The sequence below is a fragment of the Ralstonia sp. SET104 genome, from assembly GCF_003851545.1.
Lineage (GTDB): Bacteria > Pseudomonadota > Gammaproteobacteria > Burkholderiales > Burkholderiaceae > Ralstonia.
On the sequence record NZ_BHVX01000015.1, the window covers coordinates 95,249 to 115,677 of the forward strand.

The 20,429-nt window shown below is 63.1% G+C and carries 18 protein-coding genes; all 18 read right to left on the reverse strand.

Annotation, left to right across the window (positions count from 1 at the left end; all coding sequences use genetic code 11):
- Nucleotides 1-37: 37 nt before the first annotated feature.
- Complete coding sequence (gene purF / locus PSUB009319_RS18235; protein ID WP_124383608.1) at nt 38-1,576, reverse strand: amidophosphoribosyltransferase; 1,539 nt, start codon at nt 1,574-1,576, stop codon at nt 38-40.
- 99 nt (nt 1,577-1,675) lie between these two features.
- Nucleotides 1,676-2,173: a CvpA family protein gene (locus PSUB009319_RS18240; RefSeq protein WP_124383609.1), complete on the reverse strand. Its 498-nt coding sequence runs from the start codon at nt 2,171-2,173 to the stop codon at nt 1,676-1,678.
- A gap of 90 nt (nt 2,174-2,263) precedes the next feature.
- Nucleotides 2,264-3,130 carry an SPOR domain-containing protein gene (locus PSUB009319_RS18245; protein ID WP_124383610.1) on the reverse strand — a complete coding sequence of 289 codons (867 nt, stop codon included), beginning with the start codon at nt 3,128-3,130 and terminating at the stop codon, nt 2,264-2,266.
- Between the two features lie 13 nt (nt 3,131-3,143).
- Complete coding sequence (gene folC / locus PSUB009319_RS18250; protein WP_124383611.1) at nt 3,144-4,445, reverse strand: bifunctional tetrahydrofolate synthase/dihydrofolate synthase; 1,302 nt, start codon at nt 4,443-4,445, stop codon at nt 3,144-3,146.
- Nucleotides 4,446-4,538: 93 nt separating this feature from the next.
- Nucleotides 4,539-5,411 (reverse strand): acetyl-CoA carboxylase, carboxyltransferase subunit beta, encoded by an 873-nt coding sequence (gene accD, locus PSUB009319_RS18255; RefSeq protein ID WP_124383612.1) that lies wholly within the window; start codon nt 5,409-5,411, stop codon nt 4,539-4,541.
- 30 nt (nt 5,412-5,441) lie between these two features.
- Nucleotides 5,442-6,239 (reverse strand): tryptophan synthase subunit alpha, encoded by a 798-nt coding sequence (gene trpA / locus PSUB009319_RS18260; protein ID WP_124383613.1) that lies wholly within the window; start codon nt 6,237-6,239, stop codon nt 5,442-5,444.
- A 15-nt stretch (nt 6,240-6,254) separates the two neighbouring features.
- Nucleotides 6,255-7,073, reverse strand: coding sequence for a site-specific DNA-methyltransferase (locus PSUB009319_RS18265; protein ID WP_124383614.1), 819 nt, complete (start codon nt 7,071-7,073; stop codon nt 6,255-6,257).
- Between the two features lie 16 nt (nt 7,074-7,089).
- The gene (gene trpB, locus PSUB009319_RS18270) at nt 7,090-8,283 is read right to left on the reverse strand and encodes a tryptophan synthase subunit beta (protein ID WP_124383615.1); all 1,194 of its coding nucleotides are present in this window, start codon (nt 8,281-8,283) and stop codon (nt 7,090-7,092) included.
- 95 nt (nt 8,284-8,378) lie between these two features.
- Nucleotides 8,379-9,080, reverse strand: a complete 702-nt coding sequence (locus PSUB009319_RS18275) for a phosphoribosylanthranilate isomerase (protein ID WP_124383616.1) — start codon at nt 9,078-9,080, stop codon at nt 8,379-8,381.
- A gap of 14 nt (nt 9,081-9,094) precedes the next feature.
- A complete protein-coding gene (gene truA / locus PSUB009319_RS18280) occupies nt 9,095-9,919 on the reverse strand; it encodes a tRNA pseudouridine(38-40) synthase TruA (protein WP_124383617.1) in 825 nt (274 codons plus the stop codon).
- A gap of 83 nt (nt 9,920-10,002) precedes the next feature.
- Nucleotides 10,003-12,921, reverse strand: coding sequence for a FimV/HubP family polar landmark-like protein TapV (gene tapV / locus PSUB009319_RS18285; protein WP_124383618.1), 2,919 nt, complete (start codon nt 12,919-12,921; stop codon nt 10,003-10,005).
- A gap of 388 nt (nt 12,922-13,309) precedes the next feature.
- On the reverse strand, nt 13,310-14,419 hold the full coding sequence (asd, locus tag PSUB009319_RS18290) for an aspartate-semialdehyde dehydrogenase (protein ID WP_124383619.1): 1,110 nt from the start codon (nt 14,417-14,419) through the stop codon (nt 13,310-13,312).
- Nucleotides 14,420-14,758: 339 nt separating this feature from the next.
- On the reverse strand, nt 14,759-15,829 hold the full coding sequence (gene leuB, locus PSUB009319_RS18300; RefSeq protein ID WP_124383621.1) for a 3-isopropylmalate dehydrogenase: 1,071 nt from the start codon (nt 15,827-15,829) through the stop codon (nt 14,759-14,761).
- A 37-nt stretch (nt 15,830-15,866) separates the two neighbouring features.
- The gene (gene leuD, locus PSUB009319_RS18305; RefSeq protein ID WP_124383622.1) at nt 15,867-16,517 is read right to left on the reverse strand and encodes a 3-isopropylmalate dehydratase small subunit; all 651 of its coding nucleotides are present in this window, start codon (nt 16,515-16,517) and stop codon (nt 15,867-15,869) included.
- Nucleotides 16,518-16,541: 24 nt separating this feature from the next.
- Complete coding sequence (gene leuC / locus PSUB009319_RS18310; RefSeq protein WP_124383623.1) at nt 16,542-17,951, reverse strand: 3-isopropylmalate dehydratase large subunit; 1,410 nt, start codon at nt 17,949-17,951, stop codon at nt 16,542-16,544.
- Between the two features lie 228 nt (nt 17,952-18,179).
- Complete coding sequence (gene gltA, locus PSUB009319_RS18315) at nt 18,180-19,481, reverse strand: citrate synthase (protein WP_124383624.1); 1,302 nt, start codon at nt 19,479-19,481, stop codon at nt 18,180-18,182.
- A gap of 123 nt (nt 19,482-19,604) precedes the next feature.
- The gene (locus PSUB009319_RS18320) at nt 19,605-19,892 is read right to left on the reverse strand and encodes a succinate dehydrogenase assembly factor 2 (protein WP_124383625.1); all 288 of its coding nucleotides are present in this window, start codon (nt 19,890-19,892) and stop codon (nt 19,605-19,607) included.
- A 71-nt stretch (nt 19,893-19,963) separates the two neighbouring features.
- On the reverse strand, nt 19,964-20,429 hold a 466-nt coding region (locus PSUB009319_RS18325; RefSeq protein ID WP_148090234.1), incomplete at its 5' end, for a succinate dehydrogenase iron-sulfur subunit.

Genomic DNA, 20,429 nt, shown 5'->3' on the forward strand with positions numbered 1-20,429 from the left:
TCGCAATGACGGGCTTTTCGTTTGCTGCGGTCCAGATTTACTCGTTCACTGCAGAGCGCTGCAGGTGCAACTGCGTACGCGGGTCATCGTTCTGCGCGTTCTCACGATCGGCATTGGCGGCCGAACTGTTGCGCGCAGTCTCCAGACGATCGAGGTACGCCTCATCGATGTCGCCCGTCACGTACTTGCCGTCGAAGCACGACGCATCGAAATCCGTGAGCGCCGGGTTGACGTCACGCACGGCGCGCTTCATGTCTTCCACATCCTGGTACACGAGCTGGTCGGCGCCGATGATCTTGGCGATCTCTTCATGCGTGCGGCCGTAGGCCACCAGTTCGCCACGTGTCGGCATGTCGATGCCGTATACGTTCGGGAACTTCACCGGCGGAGCAGCCGAAGCAAAGATCACCTTCTTCGCACCCGCGTCGCGCGCCATCTGCACGATCTCCGACGAGGTCGTGCCGCGCACGATGGAGTCGTCAACGATCAGCACGTTCTTGCCCTTGAACTCGATGGCCATGGCATTGAGCTTCTGACGCACGGACTTCTTGCGCACTGCCTGTCCAGGCATGATGAAGGTGCGCCCCACGTAGCGGTTCTTGAAGAAGCCTTCGCGGTATGGCACGCCCAGGTGGTTGGCAACCTGCATGGCGGCCGGACGCGACGAATCCGGAATCGGCATCACCACGTCAATCTTGTCGGTCACCTCGCGCTTGATCTTCTCGGCCAGATAATCGCCCATACGCAGGCGCGCGTCGTACACCGACACGCCGTCCATGCGAGAGTCCGGACGTGCGAGATACACGTACTCAAAAATGCACGGCGAGAGCACCGGGTTCGCGGCGCATTGCTTGGTATGCAGTTTGCCTTCCAGGTCGATGAAAATCGCTTCGCCGGGCGCAACGTCGCGCTCGAACTTGAAGCCGATGCCTTCCAGCGCCACGGATTCCGAGGCCACCATGTATTCGATGCTGCCGTCTGGCGTTTCCTGGCTACCCAGCGCCAGCGGACGGATGCCGAACGGGTCGCGCACAGCCAGCACGCCGTAGCCGGAAATCTCGGCAGCAATGGCATACGAGCCGCGCACGCGGCGGTGCAAGCCTTCTACGGCGGTAAAGATGGAGTCGCGGTTCAGCGGAATGTCGTTGCTGGCGCGTTGCAACTCGTCGGCCAGCACGTTAAGCAGCACCTCCGAATCAGACTGCGTGTTGATGTGGCGACGGTCGCGCCGGAACATCTCTTCGCGCAGTTGATCGGAATTCGTCAGGTTGCCGTTGTGTGCCAGCACGATGCCGAACGGCGCGTTGACGTAGAACGGCTGGGCTTCTTCTTCGCTAGAGGAGCCTGCAGTCGGATAACGCACCTGGCCGATGCCGCTCGTGCCGGGCAGGCCGCGCATATTGCGCGTGCGGAACACGTCACGCACCATGCCGTTGGCCTTGTGCATATGAAAAGTACTGCCTGACGCAGTGGCGATGCCTGCCGCGTCCTGCCCCCGGTGCTGCAGGAGCAACAGGCTGTCGTAGATCAGCTGATTGACGGGCGTGGCTGAGACCACCCCAACGATACCGCACATGTCGAACTCCAGCGAGAACGTATTTGGTGGCGCCCACACCCGTTGCGGGCGCCGGAAAAGCTTCCCAGATCATCCAGCTCGTGGCCAGAAGTTCCAGATTCAATAGTGAACGTACTTTGCGACGTCCGGTGGCAACAGCGGCTTGGCCGCTTGTGCTGCCTGCTCCGCATACGGCCGCGTAATCGCCTCGCGCCAGAACGGTTGCTCGGGCAAGCTGGTAAAACCCGCCACCGTCATCAGCACGAGGATGATCACGCCGCCGCGCACCAGCCCGAACACCAGCCCCAATCCGCGATCTGCCGGCTTGAGCCCCGCGCTCGACAGCGCAGCCGAGAGCAGCGCGCCCACCAGCGACGTTGCAATTACCGTCACGATAAACAGTAGGACGAAACCGAGAACCATGCGTGCCACCGGCCCGCCGGGCAGCGACTCAGGCATCCAACCCGCCGCCACGCCCGAAAACGAATACGCCACCCACGCGGCAAACAGCCATCCGAGTAGTGCCAGCACCTCGCGAATCAGTCCGCGAAACAATCCGATCAGCGCCGACGTGACGATGATGAACAGCACGCCGTAGTCAAAGAAAGTCGGTTGCATCGGGCAGCGGCTTGGGTTGACTTTGACCGGGACCGGCGCAGCGAATCAGCGAACCTGACATGTGCGCTGAATGCACGTTGGGCCGCATCGTTATTGCTGCACGAGTTTGGGCGTCAGGCCGATCTGCTCGGCACGCTTCTGCGCCGCTTCCGCCGACGCACGGTCATTGAATGGGCCTGCACGCAGCAGCGCCAGATCGCCCTTCTCAGGCACCCTTTTGTGTTCAATGTAGCCGGGAATTTTCTCGCTCTTGAGCTTGCCCAGCCAGTTGCGGGCGCGATCCTCAGAAGCAAAAGCGCCAATCAGCAGAATAAACTTGCCGCCGTTGGCATCGGTGCTCGGCGCAGCGGCTTGCTGTGCGGGCTGTGCGGCGGGTTGGACTGGCTTTGCGGCGGGCTTCGATTCGGTTGGCGGCGTCTGGCTGGCGACCGTCTTGGGCGGTGTTGTCAGCTTGGCAGTTGGCGTGTTCGAGGGAGCAGCAGCTGGCGCATCGTTGCCGGCGACAACCTCTTCGCCCTGGTCAAGCGCCTGCGCCTGGTCAGCCGAGGCGCCCGTCCCACGCGATGCGGAACGGCGGCTGGCAACCTTCGGTTCATCAGTCGACACCTTGGCACCGCGGTCAATCGGCTGATCCTGAATCTGCACGGCCACCGCATCGGTCACGGGGCGCGGCTTGGCGTCGAACACGACGGGCAGCACGATCACAGCGGCGCCCACCAATACCACTGCACCAATCAGGCGGCGGCGGGCGCGTTGCTTTTGCGGGAGTTCGGGGTCGAGGCCGTCGCCGTCATCGTCTGTGCGCCGGGCCGCACGGCTGCGGGTATTCGACGATGCGCGGGATTCACGCACCGCTTCGCGAGCCACATCGGCGGCGCTGCTGGAGTTTGCTGTCGTGCCGCGCGAGCGTTCGCCTTCAGCGTTCTTGCGGGAGGAGAAGATGGAAAACAGTCCCATGAGGGCCCCGTGTTTAGTGCGCGCGACGCTTGCGCTCCGCCAGCACGCCGGCAACGGTGTAGAACGATCCGAAGACAACGATTCTATCATCCTCGGTCGCCCGCTCCATGGCGTTGCGGTAGGCTGTGGCGGGATCGCTGAATGTATTCACGCTCGCGTCCTTGCCTGCGCGGAAGCCGGCATCGGTCAGCGCTTTCTCCAGGCTGGCGGCGCTCGCAGCGCGCGGTGTCGGCAGATCAGTCAGGCACCAGTGGTCGATTTTGTCGAGCATGTGGCCAAGCACGCCGACGATGTCCTTGTCCTGCATCGCGCCAAATACTGCATAGGTGTAGCGGAAGAACCCCATGTTTTCGAGGTTCTGCCCGAGCGCCGCCGACGCGTGCGGGTTATGCGCCACGTCCAGAACAACCGATGGGCGCCCCGGCAGCACCTGGAAGCGCCCCGGCAATACCACCTGCGACAAGCCCAGACGCACGTCCTGCGCCGAAATCGGCAGCCGATCGCGCACCGACTCCAGCGCCGCCAACGCGGCAGATGCGTTCAGTAACTGATTCGCGCCGCGCAGCGCCGGATAGCCGAGACTCGGCCAACGGCGTCCTCGTCCGCTGAAGCCCCACTGCTGCTTGTCACCCTGGAAGTTAAAATCGCGACCGATCAGCCAAAGGTCGGCGCCAACGGTTTCCGCCTGCTTAACCAGGGAGATGGGCGGTACAGGATCAGAGCAGATCGCCGGCTTGCCGGCGCGGAAGATGCCGGCCTTCTCAAAGCCGATCGCCTCGCGCGTATCGCCGAGATAGGCCATGTGATCGAGATCGACACTGGTGATGATGGCGCAATCGGTATCGACAATATTGACGGCATCCAGCCGGCCACCCAGGCCAACTTCCAATATCACTGCGTCGAGGCCCGCGTTGGCAAACAAATGCATGATCGCCAGCGTGGTGAACTCGAAGTACGTCAGGCTGACGGGCTCCGGGAAGCTGCAACGCGCCCGCTCTACCGCCTCGAAGTGCGGCAACAGCATCGCGTCGGTGGCAATCTCGCCGTTCACGCGGGCGCGTTCGTTGAAATCGATCAGATGCGGCGAGGTATGGCAACCGACCTTATAACCGGCGGCCAACAGGATCGTCTCCAGCATCGCGCAGGTCGAGCCCTTGCCGTTGGTGCCCCCCACCGTGAAGACGACGACGGAGTTAAGGTCCAGCCCGAGTGCGTCGCGCACGCGGCTGATGCGGGCCAGGCCCATGTCGATGCCGACCGGGTGTGCGGTTTCCAGGTGGGCCAGCCAGTCGGGCAGCGTGTCGAATGTAGGCATGCGAAATAGGTGGCGCGGACTCCGGGAAACCGGCCGCGCAAAAACAAGAAGCGCGGACTCTCGCCCGCGCTTCGGTTCAACAGGTGTACTGCATCAGGCCAGCGCGTCGGCCGGTTGCTTCTGCAAGAGCGCCAGAAGCTCGGCAATCTCTCGGCGCATGTTGCGGCGGTCGACAATCATGTCGATGGCGCCCTTTTGCAGCAGGAACTCGGCGCGCTGGAAGCCTTCGGGCAGCTTTTCCCGCACAGTCTGCTCGATCACGCGCGGGCCGGCAAAGCCGATCATTGCCTTGGGCTCAGCGATCACCACGTCGCCCATGAAGGCAAAGCTGGCGGACACGCCGCCTGTGGTCGGATCAGTCAGCACGCTGATGAACGGCAGCTTGGCCTCTGCCAGCTTCTGGACCATCGCAGTGGTCTTGGCCATCTGCATCAGTGACAGCAGGCTTTCTTGCATGCGCGCACCGCCCGAAGCCGTCACGCAGATAAACGGCACCTTCTGCTCCAGTGCCATTTGCGCGCCGCGCGCGAAACGCTCGCCCACCACCGAGCCCATCGAGCCGGTCATGAACTCGAACTCGAAGCAGGCAACCACCACGGGCAGCGCATGGATGGCGCCACCTAGCACGACCATCGCGTCGGTCTCGCCCGTGTTATCCATGGCAGCCTTGATGCGATCAGGGTACTTTTTGCTGTCCTTGAACTTGAGCGCATCGACCGGCAGGATCTCCTGGCCCAGCTCATAGCGACCTTCAGCGTCCAGCAGTGCGTCCAGACGGGCACGCGCGCCGATGCGCATGTGGTGATCGCACTTCGGACAGACGTGCAGATTGGCTTCGACGTCGGTACGGTACAGCACCGACTCGCAAGCCGGGCATTTGACCCACAGGCCTTCCGGGATGCCCTTGCGTTGCGACGGATCGGTCTGTTGGATCTTGGGCGGAAGCAGTTTGTCCAGCCAGCTCATGCGTGCTCCTTGAATGCAGTGTCGCCGAGATCAGGCGTCGAGCGCCTGGCGAATCTCTGCGATGAAATCAGTCAAGTATTGTACCGCTTGTTCGCGAGGTGCCTCTTCAAGCAATTGCACAATGCGGGATCCGATAACGACTGCGTCCGCCACACCGCTGATCGCACGTGCCGTTGCCGCATCCCGGATGCCGAAACCGACACCCACTGGCAGCCGCGCGTGCTGCCGGATTTGCGGGATGCGCGCCGCCACGGCGTCGAGGTCGATGGTTGCCGCACCGGTCACGCCCTTGAGCGACACGTAGTAGATGTAGCCGCTTGCCACACGGGCGATTTGCGCGATACGCGCCTCGGTGGAAGTGGGCGCGAGCAGGAAGATCGGATCGATGCCGGCAGCGCGCATGGTCTTGGCAAAGGCCTCGCACTCTTCGGGCGGATAGTCGACCACCAGCACGCCGTCCACGCCCGCTTCGGACGCGGCCTTGGCGAAGGCTTCAATGCCCATGCGCTCGATCGGATTGGCGTAGCCCATCAGCACCACGGGCGTCGTCGAATCGGTGGCGCGGAAGGTACGCACATACTCCAGCACCGTGCGCAGGCCAACCTTGTTGGCCAATGCGCGCTCGGACGCACGCTGAATAACGGGGCCATCAGCCATCGGGTCGGAGAACGGCACGCCCAGCTCAATGACGTTGGAACCGCCTTTGACCAGCGCGTGCATCAGGTCGACGGTCATCTCGGGATACGGATCGCCCGCCGTGATGAACGGAATCAGGCCCTTGCGGCCCTGTGCGGACAACTGCGAAAAAGTTTGAGCGATGCGGGACATAAAGGGATGAGTGTGTCAGGCGACCTTGATGGTCTCAGGCGCCTGCGATTCAGTCGGTTGGGCGTGGGCGGCAGCGGCATGCACAGCAACCACCCGCTCGCGCGCCACGCGGCAATAGTCGGCGTTGATCTCGAAGCCGGCGAAGCGGCGGCCAAGCCGCGCACACGCCGCAGCCGTGGTGCCGCTGCCCAGGAACGGATCCAGCACCAGGCCGCCCGGCGGGCAGCTCGCCAGAATCATGCGCTCCACCAGCTCCAGCGGCTTCTGCGTCGGGTGCTCCGCGCGCTCCGGGTCTTGCCGGTGCAGGCGCGACACGCTCCACACGTCCTTCGGGTTGTAGCCGACTTCCAGCCACTTCTTGCCCTCGAAACGCTTGCGGCTGCGCGCCTTCTTGGTCTCTGCGTCGTACGGAATGCGCACGGCGTCGACATCGAAGTAGTACTCGCGCGATGCGGCAAAAAAGCCGATGTTGTCGTGCACCGACGAGAACTTGCGCGTGCTGCCGCCCATGCTGGGCACGCGGCGGTCCCAGATGATCTCGTTGACCATCGTCAGGCGCTGCTTGAGCATCACGAACAGTTCCGGCGCGTATTGCCACGTGCAGAACACGTACATGGAGCCGTTGCGCGCCAGCTTGCGAACCACCGCATCGATCCAGCGTTCAGACCAGGCCAGGTAGGCATCGCCCGACAGCTTGTCAGAGTCGTTGCCGTAATCCTTGCCCAGCCCGTACGGCGGGTCGGCGATGACGAGGTCCACACTGCCGTCGGCCAGATGCCCGACCCCGGTAATGCAGTCCTCGTTGAAAATGCCGTCAATGGCGCGCTCGGTCATGCGTGTGGCAGTGCCGTTAGATTTTGATGCCGGAGAATTCGGCGACGGTGTGCATGTCCTTGTCGCCGCGGCCCGACAGGTTCACCAGCAGGATCTTGTCCTTCGGCAGCGTCGACGCCAGCTTGCAGGCATACGCCAGCGCGTGGCTCGATTCCAGCGCGGGGATGATGCCCTCCATGCGGCACAGGTCATGGAAGGACTGCAGCGCTTCCTTGTCCGTGATACCGACGTATTCCGCGCGGCCGGCATCCTTCAGCCAGGCATGCTCTGGGCCGACGCCCGGATAGTCCAGACCGGCCGAGATCGAATGCGTCTCGATGATTTGGCCGTCTTCATCCTGCAGCAAATACGTGCGGTTGCCATGCAGTACGCCCGGCGAACCGCCCGTAAGCGATGCCGCGTGGCGGCCCGTCTCGATGCCCTCACCCGCGGCTTCCACACCGATCAGCTTCACGTCCGCATGGTCGATGTACGGATAGAAAATGCCCATAGCGTTGGAGCCGCCGCCCACGCAAGCGATCACGGCATCCGGCTGGCGGCCAACCATCTCGGGCATCTGCACCTTGCATTCCTCGCCGATCACGGCCTGGAAGTCGCGCACCATCATCGGATACGGATGCGGCCCCGCCACCGTACCGATGATGTAGAAGGTGTCAGCCACGTTGGTGACCCAGTCGCGCATCGCCTCGTTGAGGGCGTCTTTGAGCGTGCGCGAACCGGATTCCACCGGCACCACGGTCGCACCCAGCAACTTCATGCGGTAGACGTTGGCCGCCTGGCGGCGCACGTCTTCGCTGCCCATGTAGACGACACATTCCATGCCGTAGCGCGCAGCGATAGTGGCAGTGGCCACGCCATGCTGGCCGGCGCCGGTTTCAGCAATCACGCGCGGCTTGCCCATGCGGCGTGCCAGCAGCGCTTGGCCGATGACGTTGTTCACCTTGTGCGCGCCGGTGTGGTTCAGGTCTTCGCGCTTGAGATATATCTGCGCGCCGCCGCAGTGCTCGGTCAGGCGGCGGGCGTGATAGATGGGCGACGGACGGCCGACGAAATGCTTCAGCTCGTACTCGTATTCCTTGATGAACTCGGGATCGTGCTGGTAGCGCGCATAGGCGTCGCGCAATTCATCCAGCGCGTGGGACAGCGTTTCCGCTACGAAGGTGCCGCCATAGGGGCCAAAGTGGCCATGGGCGTCGGGCAGGTTGTACATGGCAATCTCTCGAGGCATCCGCCGAGGTCAGGGTGAAGACCCATCAGCGGAGATATTCAGGAAGGCGTGCTCCGCGAGAAACCTGCCAGATCGGCTCAGGCCTGAACCGATGCGCCCAGGGCTGCATCGGCCTCGCGGACCGCACGCACGAATGCGGTCATACGGGCGTGATCTTTCACACCCCGTGCGGCCTCGATCCCGCTGCTTACGTCAACAGCGTAGGGCCGCACGCGCTCAATCGCGCCAGCGACGTTTTGCGCGCTCAACCCACCACTCAAAACGAGCCGAGGAGCGGCGCTTGTGGTTGGCGAGGATGGCGATTGCGGGAGCCATTGCGGGGGAATCAGGGTCCAGTCGAAGACGTGGCCGCCACCGCCATAGCCCTCAACAAACGCGTCGAGCAGCAAGCCTTGGGCAGCGACAAACCGATCGGCGAATTCTACCAAATCGGCCCCCGGCTGAACACGCAAGGCGCGCAGCCAGGGCAATCCCACCTTCCCCGCGATCTCAGCGCACAGCTCAGCCGGCTCATCGCCGTGGAACTGAAGCAGCGTCAGCGGCACTTGGTCGAGCACGCGCGCCACATCATCCGCGCTGGCATTGACGAAGAGGCCCGTCATGGTAACGAATGGACCGGCACGGCGGGCCAGTTCTGCGGCATGCTCGGCAGTCACAAAACGGGGACTGGGCGGGTAGAACACCAGCCCGATGGCATCTGCGCCCAGCGCGACGGCGTGGTCGACGTCGGTCGGCTGGGTCAGGCCACAGAGCTTGATACGGGTACGGTGCAACGACATGGCAAATAAGCGGCTCACAGCGCGGCGTGCTCGGCAAACACGCCGCGAAACAGACTGGACGATGCCGGGGATGCGGGCAATTGAAAGACATCAGGATAGCCGACCTCGGCCAAGTACAGCCCGTCCGGCATGAAGGTGGGCGCGGCGGCCACGCGGCTACGGGCAGCCAGCACATCCGCCATCCACGATGCCGGCTGGCGGCCTCGGCCAATCGCCACCAGGCATCCCATGATGTTGCGCACCATGTGATGCAGGAAGGCACTGCCGCGAATGCGAACGAACACCCACTCGCCCTCGCCTCGCACTTCCATCGAATACATCGTCTTGACCGGCGACTTAGCCTGGCATTCCGCCGCGCGGAAAGAAGAAAAATCGTGCTCACCCACCAGCACCTGAGCAGCCTCGTGCATGGCTGCCACGTCAAGCGATTGGTCGGGCGGCAGCGTCACATAACCCGCTTTGCCTTCGAGCAGCGGCGCGCGCGTCGGCCCGAAGGTCAGCGCGTAGTAATACGTGCGGCGATGGGCGGAGAAACGCGCGTGGAAATCCTCTGGCATTGCCTGCGCCCAGCGCACGGCCACAGTCGACGGTAGAAAAGCATTGGTGCCACGTACCCACGAGAACGGATCGCGCACGAGATCGGTGTCAAGGTGGACGATCTGTCCCAGCGCATGCACGCCAGCATCGGTGCGACCAGCGACCGTGGTCGGCAATGCCACGCCGGCAAACTGCCGCAGCGCTGCTTCCAGCGCGTCTTGCACGGTGTTGCCGTGCGGCTGCGATTGCCACCCCGAAAACGCGGCACCGTCGTACTGGATGCCGAGCGCGATGCGCGTCATGCCGTGTGAATCCTCATGCGTAAAGAAAAACGCCGGCAGGATACCACCCTGCCGGCGCTGTCGATGGCGTATAACGCGGTACGTCAGCCGATCTGGCGCATCAAGGCTTGCGCCTCGGCGTGGAACGACGGATCGCCCAGGTCCAGCACTTCCTGCAGCAGCTCGCGTGCGCCTTCCTTGTCGCCAATCTCGATATAGGCCTTGGCCAGATCAAACTTGATCTGCAGATCGCGCACACCGTCGGCACCGTGCTCGCCGGACAGCGTGTGCGGCAGGTTGGTATCCAGACGGATGGCCGATTGCGGCTCGTCGTTGGCGACTTCGGCGTGCTCGCCGTGGCGCTCAGCGTGATGCGGCTCGGATTCGAAGTGCATCGGGGCCTGAGACAAGTCGGTCGGCTGTGCCCAGCTCGGCAAGGCTTCCTCAGAGGCCGCTGCTGCTGCCGGGGCAGCCGTTTCTGCGGAAGGCGGCGTCGGATTCAGATCCAGCGACAGATCCGACAGATCCATATGCAGCGGCGGCGCGGCGACGGGCTGGTAAGCCTCGCCAGCGTGCGCGTTGAACTGCGGCAGATCCGCCTGGGGTTCGGCGTGCACCTTGAAGATGTCCGATGCCACTTCCGGCGCAGTGATCGGCTCACCTGCAGCCGGCGCCGGGAACGACTCCAGCGGCAGATCGAAATCTGCCAATTGCGGTGCCTTGGTCGACGGGGCGGACGGGTCCATATCCGGCGACAGCGTGGTCCAGTCGTCGCCGCGGCGGGTGGTTTGACCGGTCACCGTCGGGCTGAAGGTTTCAGCGGCCACCGCAGCACCAACACCGGCCAGGGCAGCGGCGCCTGCAACTGCGGCACCAGCGTGGCTCGGTTCTGCATGCGCTTCGGCACCCGGATGGTGTCCATCACCCTGCACCGTCAGATACAGCGGGTTGGCCGGATCGAACTTGCGGCCCATCGCGGCAGCCTCCGCCCATTCCGGCGAGGCAGCGCCGACTTGCGCCAGCATCTCTTCAGCGATGGTCTGGAAACCATGTGCGTCCTGACGATTGGCGTAGATTTCCATCAACTTCAGGCGAATGGCTTGGCGCTCCGGATGTTGCTCCAGCGCCTCGCGCAGAATTTCTTCGGCCTGCACATCACGACCGTAGGCAATATAGACATCGGCCTCGGCAATCGGGTCAACCTCATTGCTCTCGTTGCCGCCACCAATGCGGAAATCCGCACCGAACACGCTGTGCTGCGAAGTGTCAACACTCTGACCGCCGGCCGCGCCGAACAGCGAGTTGGCACCCGCCATCACCGTGCTTTCCTGCGACAGCAGGCTGTCCTGGAAGCCATGTGCCTGCTCAGGCTTCTGCTGGCGACGGCGATACACCACCAGACCACCCAGCAGGGCAACGACCAGGCCGCCCAGACCCAAGGCCATCGGGTTAGCCAGCAGCGACGAGAAGAACGATTCCTCCTGGACCGGCGGCGGTACCACAACCACCGGCGCCTTCTTCGGCGCAGCGGCCGGAGCCGATGCAGCGCCCACCGGTGCGCTTGCAGCCGCTTGCGGTGCCGAGGCCGCAGCCACGGGCGCCGATGCGGCTTGCGGTGCAGAAGCCGCCGCGGCAGCCGTTGCGGACGAAGCCGGTGCAGCAGCGGCTGTTTCCGCCGGTGCAGCAGCAACAGGGGCCGGAGACGGCGCCGCAGTCGTCGGTGCGGGCGCATTGGCCGCCGCCACAGCGGGAGCGGCCGTGGACGGTGCAGCACCAGCAGCCGGTTTGGCAGCGCTGGCTGCCTTGGCCAGTTCGGCGTTCTTCAGTTCAACCAGGCGCTGCATGTCAGAGAGATTCTTCTCCAACTGTGCAACACGCGATTCCATCTCCTTGAGCGCGCGCTCCTTGGCGACGAGCTCTTCATCGCGAACCGGTGCCGCGCCAGCCTTGCCGGTGCGATCGGCCTTCGACAGACGCAGCTCATCGCGGCCGCTGGCAGCCGGCGTAGCCTGATCCTGCACGCGGGCCGACACGCTGCCGCTTTGCTGGCGGGCCGAGTCGGTATCGGTGGCGGCATTGGCCTGCGCTGCGGTTGCCAAGCGATTGCGGTAGCCGGCAAAACCGGAGGTCTGCGCAACCACTTCGCGGCGCGCCTCGCGTGCCGACGTCTTCTGCGCCTCAGCCTGCGACGGCACCTTCAGCACCGAGCCGGTACGCAGCCGGTTGATGTTGCCGCCAATAAAAGCGTTGGGATTGTTGCGGTACAGCGCCAACAGCATCTGGTCGAGCGACACGGCATCCTGGCCTTGCGCAGCCGTCGACGCAACGTCGTAGAGGCTATCGCCGCGCTGCACGGTGTACGAGCCACCAGGCGTGGCGTCCGGGGCGGAGGCAGCAGGAGCGGCCTGCTGAGGACGTGCAGCCTGACGAGCAGCGCGGGGCTGGCGCGTCGGTGCCGGCGCGGCAGCAGCCGGGGCCGCAGCTTGCGGTTGTGCAGCCGAAGCGGCTGACGCCGGCTCAGCGGCGCCCGGCGCCGTGGCCTGCACCACCGGTGTTGGCGCGAAATTCTGTGTGGAGTTGCTGGAGCCAACCGGGTCCAGCAGGAACGTGTAAGCGCGCGAAACGTGGCCGCTTGCCCAGTTCAGGTCAACCAGAACGTCAACAAACGGCTCAGCGACGGGCTGAGTCGAACGCAGGCGCACGACATAGTTGCCATTCGACTGGCGCTCCAGCGATGCGCGCAGCGAGGAAACGATCGGGTTATAGGTCAAGCCGGCACGCGAATAGGCATCCGGCGCAGCAAGCTTGGCGACCAGGTTTTGCGCCTCTTCGGGCGTCACGCCAGTCAGATCGATTTCGGCCTGCAACGGCTGGCCGAGGCTGGAACGCACGTGCAGCGCGCCGAAACCGGCCGCGTGCGCCGCGGGCTGAATCAGCAGCAGGCTGGCCGCAGCAAACGCGACGGCCGACCAGCGAGGACTGCGATGGGACGATTCTCTCCGGCGGTATTGGCTCACCCTCACCTTCGACTCCGTTATCTTTTAATGTGCAAACGAACTTAACATCAACAAGTTAGCGCAGCAAGTTCACCCAAAAAGTGAAGTGCCGAATAAGAACCGCCGTCAATTTTTATGAAAACGACACAATTGGCGAGATTCTGAAGCGCCCGACGTACCCCCCGGAATGCGCGCGCTTCCATGTGGCGCTAACCTTTCCCCGCGTCCCGTCCACCCCACGAATGGGCGGACAATGTTCCGGCCGCTATTGTGTACCAACGTTACAAGCCGTGGGCATCCAGATGGCACAACGCCGCGCAGGCCGCGCGGCGTTGGTGGAAAAAGCGCACTTTCTGTTGTCAGGCCGCAACGACGGCCACCAATGCCCGGCCCGACAACGAAAGCAAAGTTCGAATCACTTGCCCAGCAGGATGCGCAACGTACGGCGCAGCGGCTCGGCAGCACCCCACAAAAGCTGATCGCCGATCACGAAGGCGCTCACGTACTCCGGCCCCATGTTCAGCTTGCGCACGCGGCCCACACCGATCTCCAGGCCACCGGTAATGGACGCAGGGGTCAGTTCCTTCTCGGTAATGCTGCGATCGTTCGGCACCCACTTCACCCACGGGTTGCCCGAGCGGATGATCTGCTCGATCTCTTCGAGCGGCAGGTCGCGCTTGAGCTTGAGCGTCAGGCCCAGGCTGTGGCAGCGCATTGCGCCAATCCGCACGCACAGGCCGTCGACCGGGATCACCGCATCCTGCTTCGTGCCCAAAATCTTGTTGACCTCGGCTTGGCCCTTCCACTCTTCCTTCGATTGGCCGTTGTCGAGCTGCTTGTCGATCCAGGGGATCAGGCCACCAGCCAGCGGTGCCGGGAAGAATTCGGTCGGCACATCTTCGCGGATGGTCTTGGCAACCTTGCGGTCGATGTCCAGAATGGCGGACGCCGGGTTGGCCAGCTCATCAGCCACCGCACCATGGATCACGCCCATGCCCTTGAGCAGTTCGCGCATGTGGTTGGCGCCGCCGCCCGAAGCAGCCTGGTAGGTCATCGAACTGACCCATTCAACCAGCCCTTCGCGGAACAGGCCGCCCACGCCCATCAGCAGGATGGAGTTGGTGCAATTGCCGCCGATGAAATTCTTGGTGCCGGCCGCCACCGCGTTCTTGATGAGCGACAGGTTGACCGGGTCCAGCACGATCACGGCGTCATTTTCCATACGCAGTGTCGAAGCGGCGTCGATCCAGTAGCCGTTCCAGCCGGCGGCGCGCAGCTTCGGGAAGACTTCGGTGGTGTAGTCACCGCCCTGACACGTGATGATCGTGTCGCAGGCCTTGAGTGCCTCGATGTCGTTGGCGTCGGCCAGCGGCGCATCCGTCTTGGCGAATGCGGGCGCCTTGCCGCCAGCGTTGCTGGTGCTGAAAAACACGGTGTCGATCAGGTCGAAATCTTTTTCTTCCTGCATGCGCTGCATCAGCACGCTGCCGACCATGCCGCGCCAACCGACGAGACCTACCTTCATGATGTGAACCCTTAGTGATTTTCCCCGCCTCGGCCGCCCGGCGTGACCGTGCGGGGAAGGCGAGCGGACACGACGGACGATCTACGAGATCGTTTTTTTGGTAATAATTTTGGTGGTCGTGCCAATCTTGACAGACGTAACGCGCGCGCGTGCGGCAGTGCCCGTGGCTGCGAGTGCCAGGGTGCCCAGAATGCCCAGTACGAAGACGGGGAGCGCGGTCGAGATCATCTGCAAAAATATACACGATTTGGCGGCACGCACAATGCGCTGCAACATACGTCCGCCGAAAAAACATCGCTGCGGCACCGTATGTGATGGCACCGCAACGCATGGTCCGGCTTAGAGCGCAGCCAACACCGCCTCGCCCATCTCCACCGTGCCGACCTGTTTGCAGCCCGGCGTCAGGATGTCGCCGGTGCGGTAGCCCTGGGCCAGCACCTTCTTCACGGCGTTTTCGATGCGATCAGCCTGCTCAGCCTTGCCCAGCGAATAGCGCAGCATCATGGCCGCCGACAGGATCGTCGCCAACGGGTTGGCCACGCCCTTGCCCGCGATGTCCGGTGCCGAACCATGCGACGGCTCGTACAGCCCCTTGTTGTTTGCATCAAGCGACGCCGAGGGCAGCATGCCAATCGAGCCCGTCAGCATAGCGGCCTCGTCCGAGAGGATGTCGCCGAACATGTTGCCGGTGACAATCACGTCGAAGTTCCTCGGCGCCTTGACGAGCTGCATGGCCGCATTGTCGACATACATGTGCGACAGCTCGACTTCCGGATATTCCTTGTGCACATCGGTAACGATGTCCTTCCAGAACTGGAACGTTTCGAGCACGTTGGCTTTGTCGACGCTGCACAGCTTCTTGCCGCGCTTGGCCGCGGCCTGGAAGGCAACGTGCGCGATGCGGCGGATTTCCGGCTCGGCGTAGCGCATGGTGTCAAAGCCCTCGCGCGCACCGGCGAACAGGCCGTCCGGCGCGGCACGCACGCCGCGCGGCTGGCCGAAGTAGATGTCGCCGGTCAGTTCACGCACGATCAGGATGTCGAGACCACCGACGATTTCAGGCTTCAGGCTCGATGCCCCCGCCAGCTCCGGATAGCAGATCGCCGGACGGAAGTTGGCGAACAGTTGCAGATGCTTGCGCAGGCCGAGAATGGCCTGCTCCGGGCGCAGCTCGCGGGCCAGCGTGTCGTACTTCCAGTCACCCACGGCGCCGAACAGGATTGCGTCGGCTTCCTTGGCAAGCTTGAGCGTGTCTTCCGGCAGCGGATGGCCCTTGGCTTCATAGCCAGCGCCACCCACGGGCGCGAATTCCATCTCGAATGACTCGCCCAGCGCATTCAGCACCTTGACGGCCTCGGCCACGATTTCCTTGCCAATGCCGTCGCCCGGCAACACTGCAATCTTGGTCATGCGTTTTCCTTGTGATTCGAGGATCAGACAGCGGGGCTCAGCCGACGAGCTTGTGTGCGAGCCACGGCATTTTGGCCAGGCGCTGCGCTTCGTAGGCTTTGATCTGATCGGCATAACGCAGGGTCAGGCCGATGTCGTCAAAGCCATTGAGCAGACAGTATTTGCGGAACGCCGTAATGTCGAACGGATATGCGGTACCACTCGGCGTGACGACAACCTGCTTGTCCAGGTCGACAGTCAACTGATAGCCGACAAAGGCTTGCGTCTCGTTGAACAGGTGATCGACTTGCGACTCCGTCAGTACGATCGGCAACAGGCCGTTCTTGAAGCAGTTGTTGAAGAAGATGTCGGCAAAGCTCGGCGCGATGATCGCGCGGAAGCCGTACTGCTGAAGCGCCCACGGTGCGTGCTCACGCGAGCTTCCGCAACCGAAGTTCTTGCGCGCCAGCAGCACCGATGCGCCTTTATAGCGCGGCTGGTTCAGCACGAAATCCGGGTTCAGCGGACGCTTGCTGTTGTCCTGACCGGGCTCGCCCACGTCCTTGTAGCGCCATTCGTCGAACAGGTTCGGACCGAAGCCCGTGCGCTTGATCGACTTGAGGAATTGCTTTGGGATGATGGCGTCGGTATCAACGTTCTCGCGGTCGAGCGGGGCCACGAGGCCGGTGTGGATGGTGAATTGTTCCATGATCGTTGTTCTCCTTCCTACCGCTCAGGCGAGCTTGCGCACGTCGACGAAGTGGCCTTCCAGCGCCGCGGCGGCAGCCATTGCCGGGCTCACCAAATGGGTGCGGCCACCCGCGCCCTGACGGCCTTCGAAGTTGCGGTTGGACGTGGACGCGCAGCGCTCGCCCGGGTCAAGGCGGTCAGCATTCATCGCCAGGCACATCGAACAACCCGGTTCGCGCCATTCAAAGCCCGCAGCCTTGAAGATCTTGTCGAGCCCTTCACGCTCGGCCTGCTCCTTCACAAGCCCCGAGCCCGGCACGACCATCGCCAGCTTCACGTTGGAGGCAATGCGCTTGCCCAGCTTCTGCACGACCCAAGCCGCAGCGCGCATATCTTCGATGCGGCTGTTGGTGCACGAGCCGATGAAGACCTTGTCAATGTTGATATCACTGATGGCAACGTTCGGCTGCAGGCCCATGTATTCAAGCGCGCGCTCCATGGCGTTGCGCTTGTTCGGGTCTTTTTCCTTGTCGGGATCCGGCACGCGGTCTTCAATGCTGACCACCATTTCCGGCGACGTGCCCCAGCTCACTTGCGGGCGGATCTCTTCGGCACGCAGCTCGACCACGTGGTCGAAATGGGCACCCTCATCCGAATGCAGCGTGCGCCAGTAAGCGACGGCCTGCTCCCACTCAACACCCTGCGGCGCGAACGGACGGCCCTTGATGTATTCGAGCGTGACGTCATCCACGGCGACCATACCGGCGCGTGCGCCGCCTTCGATCGCCATGTTGCACACCGTCATGCGGCCTTCCATCGACAGCGCCCGGATGGCCGAGCCTCCGAATTCCATGGCGTAGCCTGTGCCGCCTGCCGTACCGATCTTGCCAATAATGGCGAGCACGATGTCCTTGGCTGTGCAACCACGCGGCAGCGTACCTTCCACCTTCACGAGCATGTTCTTGCTCTTCTTGGCAAGCAGCGTCTGCGTGGCCAGCACGTGTTCGACCTCAGACGTGCCGATGCCATGCGCCAGCGCGCCGAATGCACCGTGCGTGCTGGTGTGCGAGTCACCGCAAACCACTGTCATGCCCGGCAGCGTCGCACCCTGCTCCGGCCCGATCACGTGCACGATGCCCTGACGCTTGTCGGTCATTTTGAATTGCGTGATGCCGTAGCGGTCGCAGTTGGCATCGAGCGTATCTACCTGCAGCCTGGACACCGGATCGGCAATGCCGTGCGAGCGGTCGGTGGTCGGCACGTTGTGGTCGGACACGGCCAGATTGGCGCTGATGCGCCAAACCGGACGCTCCGCCATCTTCAGGCCCTCGAACGCCTGCGGGCTCGTTACTTCGTGCAGCAGTTGGCGATCGATGTAGAGCACGGTCGTGCCGTCCTCTTCGGTATGAACGACGTGATCGTCCCAGAGTTTGTCGTAGAGCGTCTTGGCCATGATGCGATCCGTGCACAACGCGCCCTCCATATGAACTTGGGGCGGCTGCGCGAGCAGTTTCGTGGGGAGTGATCGATTATGCCACCCGGCACATCGAGCACCGGACGTGACTGACGAAAGGGGGTTTCGCCATTTCGCGAGGGCGCATCTGCCACAACAAAGAGGCAACAAAAAACCCCGCCGGTTGCCCAGGCGGGGTTTCTGTGCAGCGTGTTACCTGGCTGCAGCTTAGCGCTTGTCAACCGGCGGCACTTCGCGCGTGGCGGCGCCGTTGAACAGCTGGCGCGGACGGCCGATCTTGTATTCCGGATCGGTGATCATCTCTTCCCACTGCGCAATCCAGCCCACCGAGCGGGCCAGCGCGAAGATGCACGTGAACATCGACGACGGGATGCCCAGCGCGCGCTGCACGATACCCGAGTAGAAGTCGACGTTCGGGTACAGCTTGCGGCTGACGAAGTACTCGTCTTCCAGCGCGATCTTTTCCAGCTCCATGGCGAGCTTGAACAGCGGGTCGTTGTGCAGGCCCAGTTCGTTCAGCACTTCATGGCAGGTTTCGCGCATCAGCTTGGCGCGCGGGTCGTAGTTCTTGTACACGCGGTGGCCAAAGCCCATCAGGCGCACACCGCTGTTCTTGTCCTTGACCTGCTTGATGAACTCGGGAACCTTGTCCACCGAACCAATCTCTTCCAGCATATTCAGTGCGGCTTCGTTCGCACCACCGTGCGCCGGGCCCCACAGGCAGGCGATACCGGCAGCGATGGCAGCGATCGGATTCGTGCCCGACGAACCGGCCAGACGCACCGTCGAAGTCGAAGCGTTCTGCTCGTGGTCTGCGTGCAGGATGAAGATGCGGTCCAGAGCACGCTCCAGCACCGGGTTCACCTTGTAGTCTTCGCAAGGGGTGGCAAACATCATGCGCATGAAGTTGCCGGTGTACGACAGGTCGTTCTGCGGATAGATGCTCGGCTGCCCGATGTTGTACTTATAGGCCATCGCCACCAGCGTCGGCAGCTTGGCGATCAGGCGGATCTGCGAGATTTCGCGCTCACGCGGGTCGTTGATGTTGGCGGCGTCCGGGTAGAACGCGCTCATCGCGCCAACCAGGCCCGTCAGCACGGCCATCGGGTGCGCATCGCGACGGAAGCCACGCAGGAAGAACTGCATCTGCTCGTGCACCATCGTGTGGTTCGTCACGACATTGTCGAACTCGGCCTTCTGCTTGGCGTTGGGCAATTCGCCCTTCAGCAGCAGGTAGCAGATTTCCATGAAATCGCACTTGCTGGCCAGATCGTCGATGGCGTAGCCGCGGTACAGCAGCTCACCCTTGTCGCCATCGATGTAGGTGATCTTGGAATTGCACGACGCGGTCGACATGAAGCCGGGGTCGTACGTGAACTTGCCCGTCTGGCCGTACAGCTTGCGGATGTCGATCACGTCCGGGCCAACCGTGCCCTTGTAGATCGGCAGCTCTACGCTGGGCGAGCCATCGGAAAATGATAGGGTGGCTTTCACTTCGGACGGCGTCATGTCGGTTTCCTTCTCTGCTGTTTATAAAAATGAAGTCGGGAGACTCCCGCCAGACGGATCGAGGGGCGCAGGCCGGGGGGCGGCTGAACCGATTCGTCTTGCGGCAACCTCTCGCGCGCCGGCTCAGACCGAGCGCAGCAAGGTCAGGACGCGCTGGATATGCGGCACGTCGAGTTCGCCCTCCGGCTCCTTGCGTGCAAGCAGGAGATCCATCAGGTCGTTGTCGGGTAGCTCGAACAATTGCGTGAGGGCGGCAACGTCGTCATCCGACAATTCCGTCTCGTAGCGGTTGAAGAAGCGCTCGACGATGATGTCGTTCTCCAGCAGGCCACGCCGGGCACGCCAGCGCAGACGCGCGCGCTTGTGCGGATCGGACTGGTGGGAGAACGTTGGAGTATTCACAGCAATCATGCTTCTGAAGAATGTGTCGCCGGAAAAACCGCTCCGGCGACACACAATGCCAAAGTGCGCTGACTCGCGGCTTACACCGCGCGACGCACCATCAGTTCCTTGATCTTGCCGATGGCCTTGGTCGGGTTCAGACCCTTCGGGCAGACATCGACGCAATTCATGATGGTGTGGCAGCGGAACAGACGGTACGGATCTTCCAGGTTGTCCAGACGCTCGCTGGTGGCCTGATCACGGCTGTCCGCGATGAAGCGGTAAGCCTGCAGCAGACCGGCCGGGCCGACGAACTTGTCCGGGTTCCACCAGAACGACGGGCATGACGTCGAGCAGCTCGCACACAGAATGCACTCGTACAGACCGTCGAGCTCTTCACGCTCTTCCGGCGACTGCAAACGCTCCTTCTCGGGCGGCGGCTCGTCGTTGATCAGGTACGGCTTGATCGAGTGGTACTGGTTGAAGAACTGCGTCATGTCGACGATCAGGTCGCGCACCACGGGCAGCCCCGGCAGCGGGCGCAGCACGATCTTCTCGGGCAGCTCA